This window comes from Pseudomonas sp. FG98, assembly GCF_057808595.1.
The window spans coordinates 57,773-74,867 of sequence record NZ_JBMDIJ010000011.1 but is presented as its reverse complement, the minus strand read 5'-3'; the positions used below and the strand labels follow the sequence as shown (position 1 = coordinate 74,867).

The 17,095-nt window shown below is 54.6% G+C and carries 20 protein-coding genes; 19 read left to right on the top strand and 1 reads right to left on the bottom strand.

Features of this window, described 5'->3' with window-relative positions; genetic code table 11:
- The first annotated feature begins 25 nt into the window (after positions 1-25).
- Genes ACODSK_RS10570 through ACODSK_RS10540 form a run of 7 tightly spaced genes read left to right on the top strand, consistent with a single transcriptional unit; the run spans position 26 to position 6,385 of the window.
- On the top strand, positions 26-907 hold the full coding sequence (locus tag ACODSK_RS10570; protein WP_012723244.1) for a polysaccharide deacetylase family protein: 882 nt from the start codon (positions 26-28) through the stop codon (positions 905-907).
- A gap of 60 nt (positions 908-967) precedes the next feature.
- Positions 968-2,326, top strand: coding sequence for an MFS transporter (locus tag ACODSK_RS10565; protein WP_012723243.1), 1,359 nt, complete (start codon positions 968-970; stop codon positions 2,324-2,326).
- Between the two features lie 15 nt (positions 2,327-2,341).
- Complete coding sequence (locus tag ACODSK_RS10560; RefSeq protein WP_012723242.1) at positions 2,342-3,103, top strand: SDR family NAD(P)-dependent oxidoreductase; 762 nt, start codon at positions 2,342-2,344, stop codon at positions 3,101-3,103.
- Between the two features lie 48 nt (positions 3,104-3,151).
- Entirely contained in the window at positions 3,152-3,901 is a 750-nt protein-coding gene (locus ACODSK_RS10555) for an SDR family NAD(P)-dependent oxidoreductase (protein WP_012723241.1), read from the top strand.
- 8 nt (positions 3,902-3,909) lie between these two features.
- Positions 3,910-4,209, top strand: coding sequence for a hypothetical protein (locus tag ACODSK_RS10550; RefSeq protein ID WP_012723240.1), 300 nt, complete (start codon positions 3,910-3,912; stop codon positions 4,207-4,209).
- Positions 4,206-5,195 (top strand): CobW family GTP-binding protein, encoded by a 990-nt coding sequence (locus tag ACODSK_RS10545; protein ID WP_012723239.1) that lies wholly within the window; start codon positions 4,206-4,208, stop codon positions 5,193-5,195. The genes ACODSK_RS10550 and ACODSK_RS10545 overlap by 4 nt, the downstream gene beginning before the upstream one ends.
- Positions 5,192-6,385, top strand: coding sequence for an ABC transporter substrate-binding protein (locus tag ACODSK_RS10540; RefSeq protein WP_489015850.1), 1,194 nt, complete (start codon positions 5,192-5,194; stop codon positions 6,383-6,385). Before ACODSK_RS10545 ends, ACODSK_RS10540 begins: the two co-directional genes overlap by 4 nt.
- On the opposite strand, the gene ACODSK_RS10535 is transcribed toward ACODSK_RS10540, so the two are convergent.
- Positions 6,373-7,293, bottom strand: coding sequence for a LysR family transcriptional regulator (locus ACODSK_RS10535; protein ID WP_012723237.1), 921 nt, complete (start codon positions 7,291-7,293; stop codon positions 6,373-6,375). The two genes, ACODSK_RS10540 and ACODSK_RS10535, sit on opposite strands and share 13 nt — an antisense overlap.
- 116 nt (positions 7,294-7,409) lie before the next feature.
- Here ACODSK_RS10535 and ACODSK_RS10530 point away from each other — a divergent pair, with 116 nt between their 5' ends.
- The 12 genes from ACODSK_RS10530 (at position 7,410) to ACODSK_RS10475 (ending at position 17,069) form a co-directional block, all read left to right on the top strand.
- Complete coding sequence (locus ACODSK_RS10530; protein ID WP_012723236.1) at positions 7,410-8,507, top strand: oxidoreductase; 1,098 nt, start codon at positions 7,410-7,412, stop codon at positions 8,505-8,507.
- A 127-nt stretch (positions 8,508-8,634) separates the two neighbouring features.
- The gene (locus tag ACODSK_RS10525; protein ID WP_012723235.1) at positions 8,635-9,288 is read left to right on the top strand and encodes a DsbA family oxidoreductase; all 654 of its coding nucleotides are present in this window, start codon (positions 8,635-8,637) and stop codon (positions 9,286-9,288) included.
- Between the two features lie 265 nt (positions 9,289-9,553).
- Positions 9,554-10,309, top strand: a complete 756-nt coding sequence (locus tag ACODSK_RS10520; protein ID WP_489015848.1) for a hypothetical protein — start codon at positions 9,554-9,556, stop codon at positions 10,307-10,309.
- A 109-nt stretch (positions 10,310-10,418) separates the two neighbouring features.
- On the top strand, positions 10,419-10,649 hold the full coding sequence (locus ACODSK_RS10515) for an AlpA family transcriptional regulator (protein ID WP_012723233.1): 231 nt from the start codon (positions 10,419-10,421) through the stop codon (positions 10,647-10,649).
- A 4-nt stretch (positions 10,650-10,653) separates the two neighbouring features.
- Complete coding sequence (locus ACODSK_RS10510) at positions 10,654-11,496, top strand: ParA family protein (RefSeq protein ID WP_489015846.1); 843 nt, start codon at positions 10,654-10,656, stop codon at positions 11,494-11,496.
- Between the two features lie 85 nt (positions 11,497-11,581).
- Positions 11,582-11,791, top strand: coding sequence for a hypothetical protein (locus tag ACODSK_RS10505; RefSeq protein WP_043205085.1), 210 nt, complete (start codon positions 11,582-11,584; stop codon positions 11,789-11,791).
- Between the two features lie 14 nt (positions 11,792-11,805).
- Positions 11,806-13,392 (top strand): ParB family protein, encoded by a 1,587-nt coding sequence (locus tag ACODSK_RS10500; RefSeq protein WP_012723230.1) that lies wholly within the window; start codon positions 11,806-11,808, stop codon positions 13,390-13,392.
- Positions 13,389-13,937 (top strand): DUF2857 domain-containing protein, encoded by a 549-nt coding sequence (locus ACODSK_RS10495; RefSeq protein WP_012723229.1) that lies wholly within the window; start codon positions 13,389-13,391, stop codon positions 13,935-13,937. The genes ACODSK_RS10500 and ACODSK_RS10495 overlap by 4 nt, the downstream gene beginning before the upstream one ends.
- Positions 13,934-15,124, top strand: a complete 1,191-nt coding sequence (locus tag ACODSK_RS10490) for an STY4528 family pathogenicity island replication protein (RefSeq protein WP_012723228.1) — start codon at positions 13,934-13,936, stop codon at positions 15,122-15,124. The genes ACODSK_RS10495 and ACODSK_RS10490 overlap by 4 nt, the downstream gene beginning before the upstream one ends.
- A gap of 207 nt (positions 15,125-15,331) precedes the next feature.
- A complete protein-coding gene (locus tag ACODSK_RS10485; RefSeq protein WP_012723227.1) occupies positions 15,332-16,087 on the top strand; it encodes a PFL_4669 family integrating conjugative element protein in 756 nt (251 codons plus the stop codon).
- Positions 16,084-16,602, top strand: a complete 519-nt coding sequence (locus ACODSK_RS10480; RefSeq protein ID WP_012723226.1) for a DUF3158 family protein — start codon at positions 16,084-16,086, stop codon at positions 16,600-16,602. The genes ACODSK_RS10485 and ACODSK_RS10480 overlap by 4 nt, the downstream gene beginning before the upstream one ends.
- Entirely contained in the window at positions 16,599-17,069 is a 471-nt protein-coding gene (locus ACODSK_RS10475) for a single-stranded DNA-binding protein (protein WP_012723225.1), read from the top strand. The genes ACODSK_RS10480 and ACODSK_RS10475 overlap by 4 nt, the downstream gene beginning before the upstream one ends.
- Positions 17,070-17,095: the final 26 nt, after the last annotated feature.

The window sequence follows — 17,095 nt, the reverse complement described above, 5'->3', positions numbered from 1 at the left end:
ATTGAATAACAAAGAGGTATGAATCATGGCGAAGGAAATATTTGTATCAATCGGCGTTGACGTAGATGCGGTCGCAGGGTGGCTGGGCTCGTATGGTGGCGAGGACTCCCCTGACGATATTTCCCGTGGTCTTTTCGCTGGTGAAGTGGGTTCACCAAGGCTTTTAAAACTGTTCGAAAAGTACGACCTGCGTACTACTTGGTTCATTCCAGGACATTCCGTAGAAACCTTTCCCAAGCAGATGAGGGCGGTTGTTCAGGCCGGTCACGAAATCGGGGTGCACGGATATAGCCATGAGAACCCTATTGCGATGACTCCAGAACAAGAAGAAATAGTTCTGGATAAATCGATTGAAATTATCACCAAGCTGGCTGGCAAGCGACCCACTGGCTACGTGGCGCCATGGTGGGAATTCAGCAACGTTACAAACGAACTTCTTCTGAAGAAAGGTATCAAGTACGACCACAGTTTGATGCACAACGATTTTCACCCTTACTACGTTCGTGTGAAGGACAGCTGGAACAAGATTGACTATAGCCAACACCCAGATACCTGGATGAAGCCGCTGGTGCGCGGTGAAGAGACCGATTTGGTTGAAATTCCGGCCAACTGGTACCTCGACGATCTACCTCCGATGATGTTCATCAAGAAGTCGCCTAATAGCCACGGCTTCGTAAATCCACGCCATTTAGAAGAGATGTGGCGTGATCAGTTTGACTGGGTATACCGCGAACACGACTACGCGGTGTTTCCAATCACCATTCACCCGGACGTTTCGGGTCGCCCTCAAGTGTTGCTGATGCTCGAGCGACTCATTGAGCACATGAAAAGTCATGAAGGCGTGAAGTTCGTCACGATGGACGAAATAGCCGATGACTTTATTCGTCGTCAGCCTCGAAACGGCTGAGTGTTTTGCTGCGGGTAACTCCTCCATCACGAGTTCTACAAAAACAAGAGAAATGCCAATATGACCACTACACAGACAATATCAACGACGCAAGTAAATGAGTCCGGTGCTTGGAAGCCCGTACAGCTTGAATCCAAGGATGTTACTTACGCCACATGGATCGCATTCTTCGCGTGGGTATTTGCTGTCTATGACTTCATCTTGTTTGGCACGCTGCTGCCAGTCATGGGTGGTCATTTCACATGGAGTGAGGCTGAGCAGGCGCAAATCGCCACTTATGTAGCTGTAGGCGGTGCAGTCATCGCTTTTATCGTTGGCCCGCTGGTAGACCGAATCGGACGCCGCGGGGGAATCATCTTGACCATTGGCGGCACCGCAATTTGCTCGGCGCTGACTGCGGTCTGTGCGGGTATGGGCAAAGCGCCGCTGATTGCAGTTCGTTCAGTTGCCGGTCTGGGCTACGCCGAGGAAGGGGTCAACGCGACGTACCTTACCGAGGTTTATGCCGCGTCTACTGATCCGAAGATAATCAAGCGCCGGGGTTTTGTGTACAGCCTGGTGCAGAGTGGCTGGCCGGTTGGTGCACTCATTGCTGCGGGCCTGACCGCTCTGCTGCTTCCGCATATTGGTTGGCAAGGTTGCTTCATCTTTGCAGCAATACCCGCACTCGTGGTAGCGATCCTCGCTCGCAAGCTGAAAGAAAGCCCACAGTTCCAGGTTCATCAGCGCATTCACCAACTGCGTAAAGCTGGAGATGAATCTGGGGCGCGCAGCTTGGCTCTGGAATACCACGTCGATTATGACGAGCACTCCAAAGCCGGAGTTGCGGCAGCCTTCCGGGGTGCAGCACTCCGTCCAACGCTGGTGTTGAGCCTGGCGATTCTTCTCAACTGGTCTGCCATTCAAGTCTTCAGCGTTTTGGGGACATCAGTAATCGTGAGCGTCCACCAGCTTTCGTTCCAGAATTCATTGTGGATCCTGGTTCTGTCCAACCTAGTTGGTTTCATCGGCTATCTGTTTCACGGTTGGCTGGGTGACCGATTTGGTCGCCGAAACACTGTTGCATTTGGGTGGATGTGTGGAGGGCTGGCGTTTTACGCCATGCTCCAGGCACCTAGTGAGCTGACGACCGTTGTTGCGTTGTACAGCCTGGGACTGTTCTTCCTCACTGGCCCCTATTCAGCAATGTTGTTCTTTATGGGCGAAAGCTTCCCCACCAGCATCCGCGCAACAGGCGGAGCAATTGTTCATGCCATGGGCCCAATTGGCGCCATCGTCGCCGGCCTAGGGATTACCAGCGTGTTAACGACAGGTGGTCAGTGGCATAGCGCAGCGCTTTGGTTCGGCGCGCTGCCCTGTTTCTTGTCCGGCTTAGTGATGCTGGCAGCCCGACACGTAGAACCTCATTCCGTAAAATAAGAAGGAGCTGGAATCATGTCTAAACCTGTAGCTTTGATCACGGGAGCCGCCAGCGGCATTGGCGAAGCCGTTGCCCTTGCGTATGCGAAGAAGGGCGTACGTGTGGTAGGTGGATACTTAGCAAGTGCTCCTCATGATCCACTTCATACTCAGCGACTCGTCGAAGAGGCAGGCAGTGAGTGCTTGATGATCCCTATGGATGTCACTGACAGCGCCTCACTGGACGCCATCGCCGCCGCCGCTGTGGAGCGCTTCGGGCGACTCGACTATGCCGTGGCAAACGCGGGTCTCCTGCGTAAAGCGTCACTACTAGAGATGTCGGATGAACAATGGAATGAGATGCTCGATGTCGACCTCACAGGCGTGATGCGTACCTTCCGTAGCGCGAGCCGCTATATCGGTGAAGGCGGTGCATTGGTCGCAATCTCGTCAATTGCCGGTGGTGTATATGGGTGGCAAGACCACTCGCATTACGCAGCTGCGAAGGCGGGTGTACCTGGGCTTTGTCGCTCGCTGGCAGTAGAACTTGCCGCCAAGGGGATTCGTTGCAACGCGGTCATTCCTGGTTTGATTGAAACCCCTCAGTCGCTTGATGCGAAAAACTCTCTGGGAGCAGATGGGCTGGCGAAAGCAGGTAAAAGCATTCCACTGGGCCGGGTAGGCCGTGCAAGCGAAGTTGCGGATTTAGTGTGCTATTTGACAGGCCCTGACTCCAGCTACATCACCGGGCAAAGCATCATCATCGACGGTGGTCTGACTGTGCGTTGGCCTGAATAAAATTAAATGTGCCGCATGTCCTGGGGTGCGGCATTGAGGACAACAAAAATGAAGCCATTGCAAAACCGCCGAGCTGTTATCACAGGTGCTGGAAGTGGTATCGGCGCCGCCATTGCTTATGCGTATGCAGACGCCGGCGCGAAGCTCGTGTTATGTGACCGCGATGCAGAGCGCCTGTCTCTTGTGTCGAACAAGTGCCGCGATCAAGGCGCTTTGGTGATCGAATGCATCGCCGATGTGGGCAGCAGAGAGGGAGCTCAAGCAGGTGTCGATGCTTGCGTAAACGCGCTTGGTGGCATCGATATCCTAGTAAACAATGCAGGCATGCTGACGCAGGCTCCTTGCGTGGACATCACCCAGGAAATGTGGGACGACATGCTCCGCGTTGATCTGACCAGTGTTTTTGTTGCCAGCCAGCGCGCGTTGCCACACATGGTGGATCAGAAGTGGGGGCGCATCATCAACGTCTCGTCACAGCTGGGTATCAAGGGAGGCGCTCAGCTCACTCACTATGCCGCCGCTAAAGCCGGCGTCATCGGGTTCACAAAGTCCCTTGCGCTGGAGGTAAGCAAAGATAATGTTCTGGTCAACTCAGTCGCCCCTGGGCCCATTGAAACACCACTTGTAGAAGGTATCAGCCAAGAGTGGAAAGCAGCGAAAGCCAAAGAGCTTCCCCTCGGTAGATTTGGCAGAGCTGAAGAGGTAGCGCCCATCGTGGTGTTACTAGCCTCAGAGCCCGGTGGTAACCTGTTTGTAGGTCAGACCCTTAATCCCAATTCAGGCGACGTAATGCCTTGAGGTGAAACATGTGTGGACTTTGTGGCCTGATAGGAGAGGATGCTCACTGGAGCGATCCATTAGAGAAAAGCATCCCCGGCCGACGTGAACGTTTGCGTAGAATAGCTTCGATCAATCGGGTGATTGCTCCGCTCAGGCTCAAGGTCAGCGATTTTCAAGGCTCCTCTTATCTCATCCAAGGGGCTACAGGGAAACAGGGATTAGCTTCAGGACTTGATCAGCTTTGGCAGGTGGCTGAAGAGCTCGTGAGCCATAAGCTCGATCCTCTGGACCCTAGGATTCTAGATCATCTTGAGGAAATGCTATGAGCTTGCAGATCAATGTCTTGACCGGTTTTCTGGGGAGTGGCAAGACCACCCTCCTACAACGGGTTCTGGCAAATGAAGACATGGGGCAGACGGCCCTACTGATCAACGAATTCGGTGAAGTAGGTATCGATAATCTGCTTGTACAGGAAATTGCCCCCAACACCATATTGCTGCCAAGTGGATGTGTCTGCTGCTCGGTGCGCGGGGACTTGAAACAGGCTCTCATTGATCTGCATGGAAAGCGTAATCGTGGCGAAATTCCGGCGTTCCGTCGAGTGCTCCTGGAAACCACCGGCTTGGCGGATCCGGCCCCGATCCTGTCTACCTTGCAGCGTGATCCACAGCTTCGGGGTCGTTACCATCTTGGCCTGCTCGTAACAGTCGTTGACGCTCAGCATGCTTCGCTACAAGAGCGCCTTCATCCTGAATGGATCGGGCAGGTCACCGCAGCCGATCGCCTTCTAGTGAGTAAGGCGGATCTTGTTACTCCTGAGTCACTTGACAAAGTATTTGCCCATTTGAAAACGCTCAACCCAACAGCGTCAGTGGCGCTCACCAGCTCTGTGCTGGAGGGTGATGAGCAGCTTTTGGGGGAAGGACTAAGGAGCATGGTGCCGGATGAAGAAGTCGCTGGGTGGCAGCTCTTTGCCCCCACGAAACAACCTCAACACGGTAATGCGCAAGTGTGCGCGCTTGAGTACGAAAAACCGCTCGACTGGTTGGCCTTCGGGATTTGGCTATCGATGCTGCTAAGATGCCATGGCGAGCGCATTCTCCGAGTCAAAGGGATTTTGAATGTGATCGATACAGAGCAACCAATAGTCATTCATGGCGTCCAGCACTGCCTTCACCCACCGGTACACCTCACTAGCTGGCCAAATGGACAGCGACGTTCACGATTGGTGATCATTGTGCGTGACCTTGATATTCGGATATTACGCAGATCTTTTGACACGTTCTTGCACAGTCTGGGGCGTGCAGCATGAGTGGCCCGGTAACATTGCGCGTGCTCGGGACTTCGGTAACGCTGCTTGAGTCAATTCGATTGCGAGCCGAGCAGGAACTAGGCATTCGGATCGAATACCAGGTTCACGACGTGCAGACAGTGCAGCGCATTGCCCTAATGAATCCTGAAAGCTATGACCTTTATGATCAGTGGTTTCATAGCATGGATTTCGTGTGGCCTGCTGGCGCGATTCAGCCCATCGATGTACGCCGTATTGCGCTTTGGGATGAAATAAATGATCTGCCCAAGCGAGGCAGACTCCATCCTGACCATCCACTGTCTGGAGGTAGCCTGCCTTGTGACCGACTCTACGTTCAGCACGATGGTAGCTTGGCCAACCGTCCAACTCATCTGATCAGTATGTTGCCCTTAACGCATAACGCAGACAGTTTTGCTTACCGGCCAGACCTGCTGCCACCTGGTTTTTCGGCGGAAAATGAAAGCTGGTCATGGCTTGTAGATCCTCATTGGTGTGGTCATGTTGCGTTGCAAAATGACGCTGCCATCGGCGCGCTCGATGCAGCCCTAGCAGTTCAAGCCAAGGGGCTCGCTTGTTTCGATGTCATTGGAAATTTGAGGTTGGATGAGATCGATGATCTGGCCAATGTCCTCGTTAAACTCCAGCGACAAGGGCACTTTGCTGCGTTTTGGTCTGATGATCGTGAGGCAGGCAAACTCATGCTGGGCCCTGATGTATACATTGAGAGCGTCTGGTCGCCGGCACTCATGCAGCTTCATCGTGAAGGGATTCAGTATCGGCAAGCAGTCCCCAAAGAAGGGTATAGGGGCTGGTTCGGAGGACTATCCCTGTCACGAGCTGTGGACGGAGCCGTCAAAGACGCAGCCTACGCTTATCTCAACTGGTGGCTGGCAGGCTGGCCCGGAGCGATGATGGCGCGCCAGGGTTTTTACATTTCCAACCCACTCCGTGCCCGTGATCATCTATCAGTTGCGGAATGGAATTATTGGTACGAGGGTCAACCCGCCTCGGAACGACTTCTAGGCAGTGATGGGGAGCCACTCATCGAACCCGGCGAAATTAGGGAAGGAGGTTCATATGCTGAGCGAGTAAGTCACATCAGCGTCTGGAACTCTGTGATGGATGAGCACAATTACCTTGTGCGCAAATGGGCCGCTTTTCTGAAAGCAGGCCGGTCTCAAGGTGCATGACCTGGATCTAATTCAACTGCGCAGCCACCCTCTGGTGCAATTAAAATCTGGCCTAGCTTATCGAGGAACGCTTTAACTCGGTATGGCACCTGTTGTCGCGTTGGGAGCAAGGCAGTAATGGTGAGGTGTTCAGGCAATGCGTCAGTTAGCTTGATCTCCTGCAGGCTTCCGTCGGCTAGGTCTGACCGAACATCCCAGTAAGAGAGCATCACCACACCTAAGCCCAACTTTCCAGCCGCCCTTACTGCTTCCACGCTGTTGGCGCTAAACGGTGCGTCGGCCTTGACTGAAAATCGCTCACCACCTTTTATGAGTGGCCAGTACGGCATTGAATGCAGGCCGATGCAATCATGCATCCTGAGTTTTTCCAGGGTATTTGGTACTCCTCTACGCCGCAGATAGGAAGGGCTTGCACAGATGACGCGAGGGTTAGGAGCTAGGTGGCGAGCGATCAAAGCGGAGTCTCGGAGTGTGGCAATTCGGATGGCCACGTCGATACCCAATCCGACGATATCTATGATGCTGTCCGACAGGATCAGATCTACTTTTAGAGACGGGTTTTCTTCAAGGAGGGCCGGAATCATAGGCAAGATAACCGTCTGGCCGAACACAGTTGGAGCCGTTACTTTTAGGACGCCACTGGCGGCCCCAGCAAATGTGAGTATCGCAGCCCTCGCGGCTTCATCTGCTTCGAGCATAGCCTTCGCATAGGGCAGGTATAACTCCCCCTCGGGAGTCAGTGACACAGACCTGGTTGTTCTGTGGACGAGCCTTACTCCCAATTGTTCTTCCAGCGACGCGAGCCGTCTAGAGATCGTCATCGGCAGGACGCTAAGTCTACGTGCCGCTCCCGACAAGCTGTCACTGGCCGCGATGGCGACAAATGCTTCCACTTCGGCGACTTGCATCTTCATATCCTATAACGATAAGCCGCCTTATCGGACGGCACGGCTTCTGCTAGCCCCGCAAGGAGGATACCTTCGTCAGCAACCCAGCTTTCTATCCTAACTGACGGGAACATGAGATGACTATCAGCAGCGACCAGATTTTAACTCCTTTCGATATTGGCCAGGTGAGCCTGAAGAACCGATTTGCGGTAGCACCTATGACTCGCATCAGTGCGAGCGAAAAAGGCCTAGCCTCCCAGCGCCAAGTTGACTACTACGAGCGCTTTGCTAAAGGTGGTTTCGGTCTCACTGTGACCGAGGGTATCTACACCGATCAAAAGTTCTCGCAAGGTTACTTGTTCCAGCCGGGGATTACTGATCTAGAGCAGGCTGAGGCATGGCGAGCCGTGACGAGCGCTGTTCACAAGCATGACGGCAAGATTTTCGCGCAGTTGATGCACGCCGGCGCTCTCAGTCAGGGCAACCGATTTTCGCAAATCACCGCTGGTCCATCAGCTGTACGCCCCAGGGGTGAGCAAATGGGCTTCTACTACGGCACCGGCCAATACCCCACACCCTCGGCAATGACCGAGGAAGATATCGCTGATGCAATCGATGGCTTTGCAAAATCAGCCCTACGCGCTGTCGAAATTTCTGGCTTTGATGGTATTGAGATCCACGGTGCCAACGGTTACTTACTTGACCAGTTCCTTACCGATGTCTCCAATCAAAGGACTGACAAATGGGGCGGTGAGGTGAAGAACCGTATTCGTCTCATCCTGGAGGTTTATAGCGCAGTACGGAAAGCGGCTGGTAACGCTACCGTCGGTGTTCGTATTTCTCAGGGTAAGGTGAACGACTTCTTCCACAAGTGGGCCGAAGGCGAAGCCGGGGCGGAAATGGTATTCGGGTCTCTGGCAGATGCCGGCGTGGACTTCATCCACGTTACTGAGTTTGAAGCATGGAAACCTGCTTTTGCGCAAGGTAGCGATAGCTTTGTAAAGCTGGCTCGTCGCTATGCCCCTAACCAAGTGATCATCACCAACGGCAGTTTGCATCAAGTAGATCACATACAAGATGTAATTAACGACGGGGCAAATATCATCGCATTGGGCAAAGGCGCCCTAGCGAACCCAGACTTCCCAAATCGCTTTGCGAATGGTGATTCCTTGGTTGAGTTTGATCCCTCGATCCTTGGTCCGGTTGCTGACATCAAAGACAGTGAGTTTGGCTAAGTTATTACCCAACCAGGCAGACCAGCGGCACGTATACGTCGTGCGTGCCGTTGTCTTCACTCCCAATAAATATGCCTCGATTATCGATATTCTAGCGTCTTGACGGCGAATTTCATACAGGTGATATATGAAGCTAATTGATGACACTCTGCGCAAAAATGAAACCCTCAAAATAAAAGTCTGGATCGACTTTGTATGTCCTTATTGCCTGCTCGGAAAAAAGGTCTTGGAAGAGGCAGCAAGCGGACTGGATGTCAATATAGAGATGATGCCCTTTGAACTCCGCGCTTATCCAGCACCCACCTTACGACCAGAAGATGAATATCTCCCATCTGTCTGGAAACATGGTGTGTATCCTGCGGCAGAGAAGTTGGATATCGCTATCAAGCTTCCAAGCGTGTCACCCCAACCTTATACCCGTGACGCATTTTTAGTTCTTCAATATGCTAAAGACCAAGGCGTTGGGAATGAATATGCTGACGCAATGCTGCGAGCGTTTTTTCAGCAAGACCGTGATATAGGTGACCTTACAGTAATCAAAGATGTCGCGGCTTCAGTCGGACTGCCAATCGAGCCTTTGGAAGAAATCCCGAAATCCCCTCTCCACTCACTACGTCACGATAACGAGCTAAAATACGCTTCTAGAATTGATATTCGTGCTGTCCCTAGCATAGCTATCGGCAATAAAATTTATTCCGGAATGCTTGACTCTCAAGAGCTTAGAGAAGTTATCCTCGCAAATATGCCGGCCGGGAAGGTTTGTACAAGCCTCGCTGAGTGACGCCTCATCTACCCATAAAATTTATTATCGTCACGACAACTGCTCTCGCACGTCGAGGAAGACTCTAGCTGACGAATTAAAAAAAGAATCCTCAGCATAGAGGGAGGTTCATTCAAAATCAGAGCAATGACTTCGAGTAATAGTCAAAAATGGAATGACCTCATTGAGCTAAAAACATGAGCAAAGAGCCACTATCATTAGTTAGGCTCGTATAAAGGTATTTAGCGAGAGGCCTACCCAATAGGAATGGAGGTCCGTCGTTATTATGTCTTTTCCATGTTTTAATCCACAAGCCAAAACCTTCTATCGTCCAATCGACGCAGCGCTGCGTTGGTGTAACCTCATTCGTTACGAGGCACAAATAGTCGAAGCTGCATGGTCTCGTCCCGAGGAGCTTGCCTACCTATTTCCACAATGGCCATTCTTGCATGCTGCTATAGAAAAAATCTACGACGCGATACGTAACGGAGAACTACCTTACGGCTGCCTTGGTATTTCGGTTCCCATTGGAAGTTACGTGGAGCCATGTCAGCTAACGATACGCCACTCCGATTTACGCCACTGGATGGAGATTTATTATTCAGATCAGAAGCCTGGCTTTTTGTTTGAATCAGGCGGAGAAGCTTATGAAAAAGTCAGCCTAGGGAACTTCCTTGCTCTACAAGCGGATCGGGATACTCTCTTACGGGAATTGAACACGTTACAGTATCACCTCAAAGATATTATGGCAGATCTCCAGGCCATCGGACTTGAACGAGATAAACTCAAAGCAATGGTCAAAACGCATGGACAACTCAGCGAACGTAGCGAACTCACCTATCAGAACATCATCGGTGCTTTGCTCAGCCTTTTTCTGGACCAATCGCCTGCTGGCAAACCTCTATCCGTGTTCAAGAGCCAGTCTGCGATCGTCGATGCTGTTATCGCACGCTATTGCGATATTCCGGGTCTGAGCAAACGAACACTGGATGAAAAATTCGCTGCTGCAAATCGCAGCATCAAGAAAAGCAAACAAGGTTAAGAATTGCAATGCAATCCCAACGATTGCAATGCAATGACTCCATGGCTTTTCTGCTGTTCAATTCAAGTCACTTCCCACCACGCGCCAAGCGGCGCCAGGAGTGACCAGCATGTCCAGCTCATCCGTCTCGCGCGCTGACAGCCCTCAACCACCGGCCGAACGTCACATCATGCGTCGTGAAGAGGTAGAGCGGAAAACCGGCTTCAAGCGTGCGCACATCTACAACCTGATGAAGGAAGGGAAATTCCCGCAAGCCAAACGCATTGGACTGCGCGCGGTCGGCTGGGACTCGCTGGAAATCGAGCAGTGGGTTGTTGAGCGCTTAGGCCAGCAGGACTGATGTCATGCGTGTGGTATCGGTGGTTTCCACCAAAGGTGGGGTAGGCAAAACCCCAGTAGCGGCCAATCTCGGCGGTCTGTTGGCGGATGCGGGCCTACGCGTCCTGCTGCTCGATCTGGATAGCCAACCCACCCTCTCCAGCTATTACGCGTTGAGCCAGAAAGCTGTTGCTGGTGCGTACGAGCTTATTGCGCTCAACCAGACAGATCCTGCGCAGATAATTTCCACGACGGAGGTCGTCGGTCTCGACCTGATCCTTTCCAACGATGACCAAGGCAAACTGAGCACTTTGCTACTGCACGCCCCTGATGGGCGATTACGGCTGCGCAATTTGCTCGACGATTTCCGCCCCCGTTATGACCTGCTGTTGATCGACACCCAAGGGGCACGTAGCGTGCTGCTGGAGATGGCCATCCTCGCCTGCGATATCGCCCTCTCCCCCATTACACCGGAAATGCTCGCCGCCCGCGAACTGCGCCGCGGCACTTTGAAGCTGCTGAGTGAACTCGAACCATTCCGCCACCTGAGCATTCCACCGCCCCCCTTGCGTCTGCTACTGAACCAAGTGAACGCAATTCGGGTGGACGCACGGATGATCATCCGTGGCCTGCGCGAGGCTTTCGCCGAGTCCACCAACATTTCGGTTCTAGATACCGTAGTTCCAGACCGAGTGGCTTATCTCAATGCTGCCTCACTTGGACTCCCCGTCCACCGAATCGAAACGCGCCGATCCCGTCAACAACGCTCGCCCTCAGCGCTGGAAACCATGCAGGCGTTGGCCATTGAATTGTTTCCGGAATGGCGCGAAGCGATCTCTAGGGTGAGCAGGTGCTCGGAGGCTCAATGAGACAAATCGCCGAGCCGGCATTTCTCACCCAGTCATTGGGTTTGTTCGACCTTGAGGCCAACCGTGTTTGGCAAGGAGTCTTCTGATGTTGGATCAACTGCCCATCATCGTTCCACCGTCCATTCGACCCCACCACTCACCTTGCGAGGAGTACTGCACCGTGGTCTTTCGCCTGCAGGGCGGGCGCTCGGCCATGGGGTGGTTCCTCGCAGAACTGTCTCAACATTTCGAAGGTTCGGGCACTGCCGAGATCGTCAAGTTCGAGGTCGGTGACCATTTGCGCAACCGGCGTTAACTGAGGTTGTTCCAATGAAGAAGCTCAGTCAGGAGCAGATCACCGACAAGCTGCACCAGGACCATTTCCCTCGGGGGCCGGAACTAGAGCGGCTGTCCGATCCACTCACTGATACGCCTATGTTGGTCACGCTGGAGCAGTTGCGACCCTACGAACACAACCCGCGCTTCATCCGTAATCCGCTTTATGAGGATATCAAGGCCTCGATCCGTGAACGCGGGCTGGACCAACCGCCGCCGATTACCCGCCGTCCGGGTGAAACCTATTTCATCATCCGCAACGGCGGTAATACGCGCTTGGCGATTCTCGGCGAACTGTGGCAGGAAACCCGCGACGAGCGCTTCTTTCGCATTCATTGCCTGTTCCGACCTTGGAGCAATGAAGTCACCGCCCTACTCGGCCATCTGGCCGAAAGCGATCTGCACGGCCAACTCACTTTCATCGAACGGGCTCTGGCGGTAGCCAAACTCAAAACCATGCTCGAAGCAGAGGGAGCTGTGCTCTCACAACGTGAGCTCGTTCGACGTCTTGTCGCTGGAGGCTATCCGATTTCGCAGTCGCACATCAGCCGGATGCTCGACACCCTTGAACACCTACTGCCCGCCATTCCACAAACCCTGTATGCCGGATTGGGTAAGCCCCAGATCGAACGCCTAATCGGCCTACGCAGCCAGGCAGAACGAACCTGGAACCGCTATCCAACCGCTCCCATCGCGTTCGCCGATTTTTGGCTCAATACACTGGGTTACTTCGATGCCGAACCCGAGTCCTTCGATCTTGAGCAGCTCCAGGATGAACTGCTCGAACGCATGAGCCACTTGCTCGGACAGTCCTACCGTATGTTGGCCTTGGAATTGAGCGACACTCAGCGAGTCATCTCGACGCCGGGCATCGTCGTGACCACACCCTCAGAGAACAGCCATCTGCCGAACGTTAACGAAGCCGCGGCAGAACCTCTCTCCTCCGATCCTCATCCCAAATCGACTGAGACCAAGTTCCAGACCGAAACTGCGCGAGAGGAGCTGCTCACACCGCCCCAAACGAATGCCGTATCAGCAGTCAGCCCTCCGTCTCGCGTTCAACAGATTCGTGAACAGATCGACCGCGAGACCGCCCCTGACGCAGCATCTTCGGTCGACATCTATGCGTTCGACGACATCTGGTCCATTGCACCATCACTGGATAGCCCCGAACAACTGCGATCCGCCATTGCCACACTGGCGCGGGAAATGGCTGCCTATGCTGGACATCCCAAGAGCATCATCGCTCAGCCGCTTGGCTTGGGCTTCGCTCTAGACATCGAACGGGTTGATCTTGCCACGCCTCGCGCGGCCGGCGTTCACCTGCTGCTCCTGGCCCTGTTGCGCGCCCAAGACGAAGTCAACTGGGAAGATCGTAAGCAACTGCCGTCAGCGCTGTTCGGCCAATTGTTGCTAGGGATCTATCAACTCCCGCTAACAAATCTTCCCGCCGTGGACGTGGGACTGGAGCGATTGCCCGACAGTCTGCTGATCAAACTGTATCGCCTGATCCGCCTGGCCCGCCGCCTGATCGACTTAACGCTTAACCAGGAAGGCAACTCACCGAAGGAGCTGCTATGAATCTGTCCTTCAATGTGCTCAACCAAGCCATGCTGACCCAAGTGCTACACGAGTTGCGCCAGGGAAACCTGCAGCGCTGCAAAGCACTCGGACTGGGTGAGGACGACATCTACCTGTTGCAATCCTTACCACCCACTACGCTGTCACGCCTGGCCCATGCCACTGTACCCTGGGTTGAGGTCAAGATTGACTCGCCGGTGCTGCACCGGTTGATCGAGCGAGCCGAACGTGACGAGCAGAACGAACGGTTGATCAACCGAGCGCTCAAGCTCGGTGCCAGCAGCACCATCATGTACCAGTGCTTTGGCTTGGCACATTCTGAAACCGCCCTGCGTCGACGTCTGCTCAAGATAGAAACCCGTAAGGGCCGCCCTCAGCATTTGAGTGAAGCGCAGGAACACGCGCTCTGGCAGCGTTGGTGCCAGCTACGCGCCCAAGACGGTACCGAGGATCAGCTCGACGCCATGATGATGCTGGCCGAAGAGCAACAGATCAGCTTGACCATCGTGTGGCAGCAGATTGACCAGTACAGCAACGACACATGAACACTGCCCCGTCCAGTCGCTGGCAGCGTGTCCTGCAGCAATGCACCCAGCAGCTGAGTGAACGCTGGCCCGCACGCCCCACCACTGAACATCCCTCCAACCCGGCCCTGCAAGGTGGCTTTCTGTTCAGTGGCCAATCTCACGAAGTCGTGCCACGTCGGCTGCTGTTGGATAGTCGGTTGACGCCGTTGGAGCGTAATGCCTGGCAGGTGTTTCGACTCATGCTGCACGGTCAAGGCTTGGTCACACCGCGCTATGAGGATTTGCAGCCTTACCTGTCAAGCGTGCCCTACGGTGCGTCAGCCTCCCGTGAAACCATTGCTCGGGTGTTGACGATGCTCAGGTTGACGCGCTGGCTCAGCTTGGTGAGTCGCGGCCGCGATCAACTCAGCGGACGTCATCAAGGTTCGCTGTACGTTCTGCACGATGAGCCGTTAACCCCCGCCGAAGCCATGGAACTCGATCAGGATTACTTGGCGCTAGTCGGACATGCGCTCGGCCATGCTACCAAGGCTGTGCGCATTGTCGCGCAGCACATTGTGGAAGAAATCCGCCAAGACACGAATATCGATCGGGATCGGTTACCAACGCGGCTCGACAGTTGGGGCGAACTTTGGGCGCAGCAAGGATTGGATCCGGCAACAGATGCCACTCTGCACGATTCCGAACGGGGGGAAGCTACCCTCGTTCGGAATCGTGCAGCCCCTCGTTCGGATTCCGAACCGAGTCTGAACGCCAGTGTTTCCGGCACCGTTCGGAATCCGAACGCCACTTGTACCGTATTAAAAGAAAGTATTTGTACAGTACCGCGCGCGAACCCAGCGGTGGATAACCTGCACTGGCCCGTTGCGCTGCATCTGAGCCCAAGCGAGCGTCAGGCCGTCGCCGTGGCGCTGAACAAGCTCAAACCCGCGGATCGGCAGGCGGTGCTCAACGAAGCGGGGGCACGCTGTGCGGCTGGTGGAATCCGCAAGCCAGTGGCGTATCTGATGGGTCTGATCCAGCGTGCGCTGAAAGGTGACTTTCGTCCTTGGGCAGGTCAGGCCGAACCGTCACCCATTGCAAAACCGTCTGCACCAACCCCCTCGCACCCCATTCGAAAACAGGGTGAACCCGCATCCGCCCTCGCCCAAGCGTGCCTGAATGATCTACGCCAACTGCGTGGCAAAAGCGGTGGACGTCAGTAGATTTGATGCCAGTGGCATCAAATCCATGGAGTTCCACTCTACGAACACATCGGACCAAACTATGAAACTTTTAGGGAAAAGCAGGGGCACCCGTCTACGTAGTTTGCCCTCTTAAACCAAACCGAACAGGCCGCATTCAGCTTTTTGGCTGCCCTTACCCCTCATCTGTCGCAACGTTCCCGTCCAAGCCGATGCGAGGACACCACCGTGGCCGATCACTATCAACTCAATCTGGGTTCATTGCGCAGCAGCATCACCCTGACCCTGCACACCCACCATGCCGCCCGTATCTGGCAAGGTCGAACCGCACGCGAAGGCGTCCACTCGATCATGGGCATGGCCGGCTACATCAGTGTCACCAACCTGATCAAACAAACCGCGGCCCAGGACGATCCCTATGCCGACTGGGCCATCGTGCAACTCGAAGAAAAACTGACGCAAGCCAAGACCGGAATGCTGGAACTGACCCAACAACTGGATCGGATCAGACAGGACCTGCCGACCCAGATCGACATGGGCGACAACCTCAACATCCACCCCGTCACCTTGCCGTTGTACATCGGCAGCCAGCTGGGTTTTCTTGCGGTCTACTTGCTGACCGACTACGACACCCTGGTACGTCGGACCCTATTGGCCCATCACACCGCCCTGATCGGCCGTATCGACATGGAAGCCTGGATCGACGACGGTGCCCATCTGCTGCGCAGCCTGTTCGGCCAGGCGCAGCGCTATCGGCATGCCGGCGTCACGCGTGATGACATGGCGGCGAACAACGCCCGTGCCATTGCGGCCATTGAGAAAATGGGTGTTCCCCCGATGGACATTCTTGAGGGTCATCGCCGCTCCCAGTTTGCACCGCCAATCATTCGTCGTGGTGCTGTGGCAGAGGATGACGCTGACGCGTTGGCAGAGGAAGCGGGAGAGCCATCTGCGACAGTGGATGAGCCGGAGGACGAAGCATGAATCCCCTGACCTCAGCTCAACCAATGCCCTTCGAAGCGTTGAAACAGGATGCCTATCGGCAGCTCGAACACGCAGCCTCCCTAAAAGGCCTTTTAAAACCTTTTAAGGGTAAGGGGGAGTTGGTGCAACTGGCGCAGATGGCGAGGGAAATCGAGGCGCAGTTATGTGACTTGATGGAGGCTGTTGTACAGCAAGCCGGACAGCCCCCTTACTCACTGCTGGATATCCGATTGGTGCTGCAGAACACCAGCGCTGGCAGCACCTTTTTGCGTTGGCGCACCCGTGACTTTGCCCGTATGGGAGTCTCGGTCTGGGAACGCCAGGTCTGCAACAAAGCCTTGCCGCAGGTCGTGCGCGAGGGATTGCGCCGTTTCGAATGCAATCGCATCGCACTGAACCTACAGATGAGTGTGGTGCATTCGCTCTACCGCCAGGCCACGACCTGCGCGATCAAAATGGACAGTGCCGAACGGCTGCTGCGCCAGTTCACAACCGCAGTGGAGGTATCACGATGAGTACTTTTTTCGTCGGCGAAGGCAACATCGGCAGTGCGCCAGAGTTCCAGGAATTCGCCTCAGGCAATGACGAGCCACGGCGTTTGCTACGGCTGAATGTGTACTTCGACAACCCCGTGCCACGCGAGGGCGGCTATGAAGATCGAGGCGGCTATTGGGCGCCGGTTGAGCTCTGGCACCGCGAGGCTGAACACTGGAGCACGCTGTACCAGAAAGGCATGCGTGTGCTGGTCGAAGGCCGCACCGTACGCGATGAGTGGGAGGACAGCGAAGACAATGCGCGGGTCACCTTCAAGATCGAGGCCCGTCGAGTCGGCATCCTTCCTCACCGGGTGCACAGCGTGGTCATGCGGGAACGATCCAGTGAACCCGCGGCATCTGCGACACACGTCGAGAAAAGTACAGAACAGGCCAGTTCACCTGCGTCGAAACCCAGAAAGCGCAGAGGGCAGCCACCTACGGACTGACAGACTTTCAGGCATAAAAATTGCGC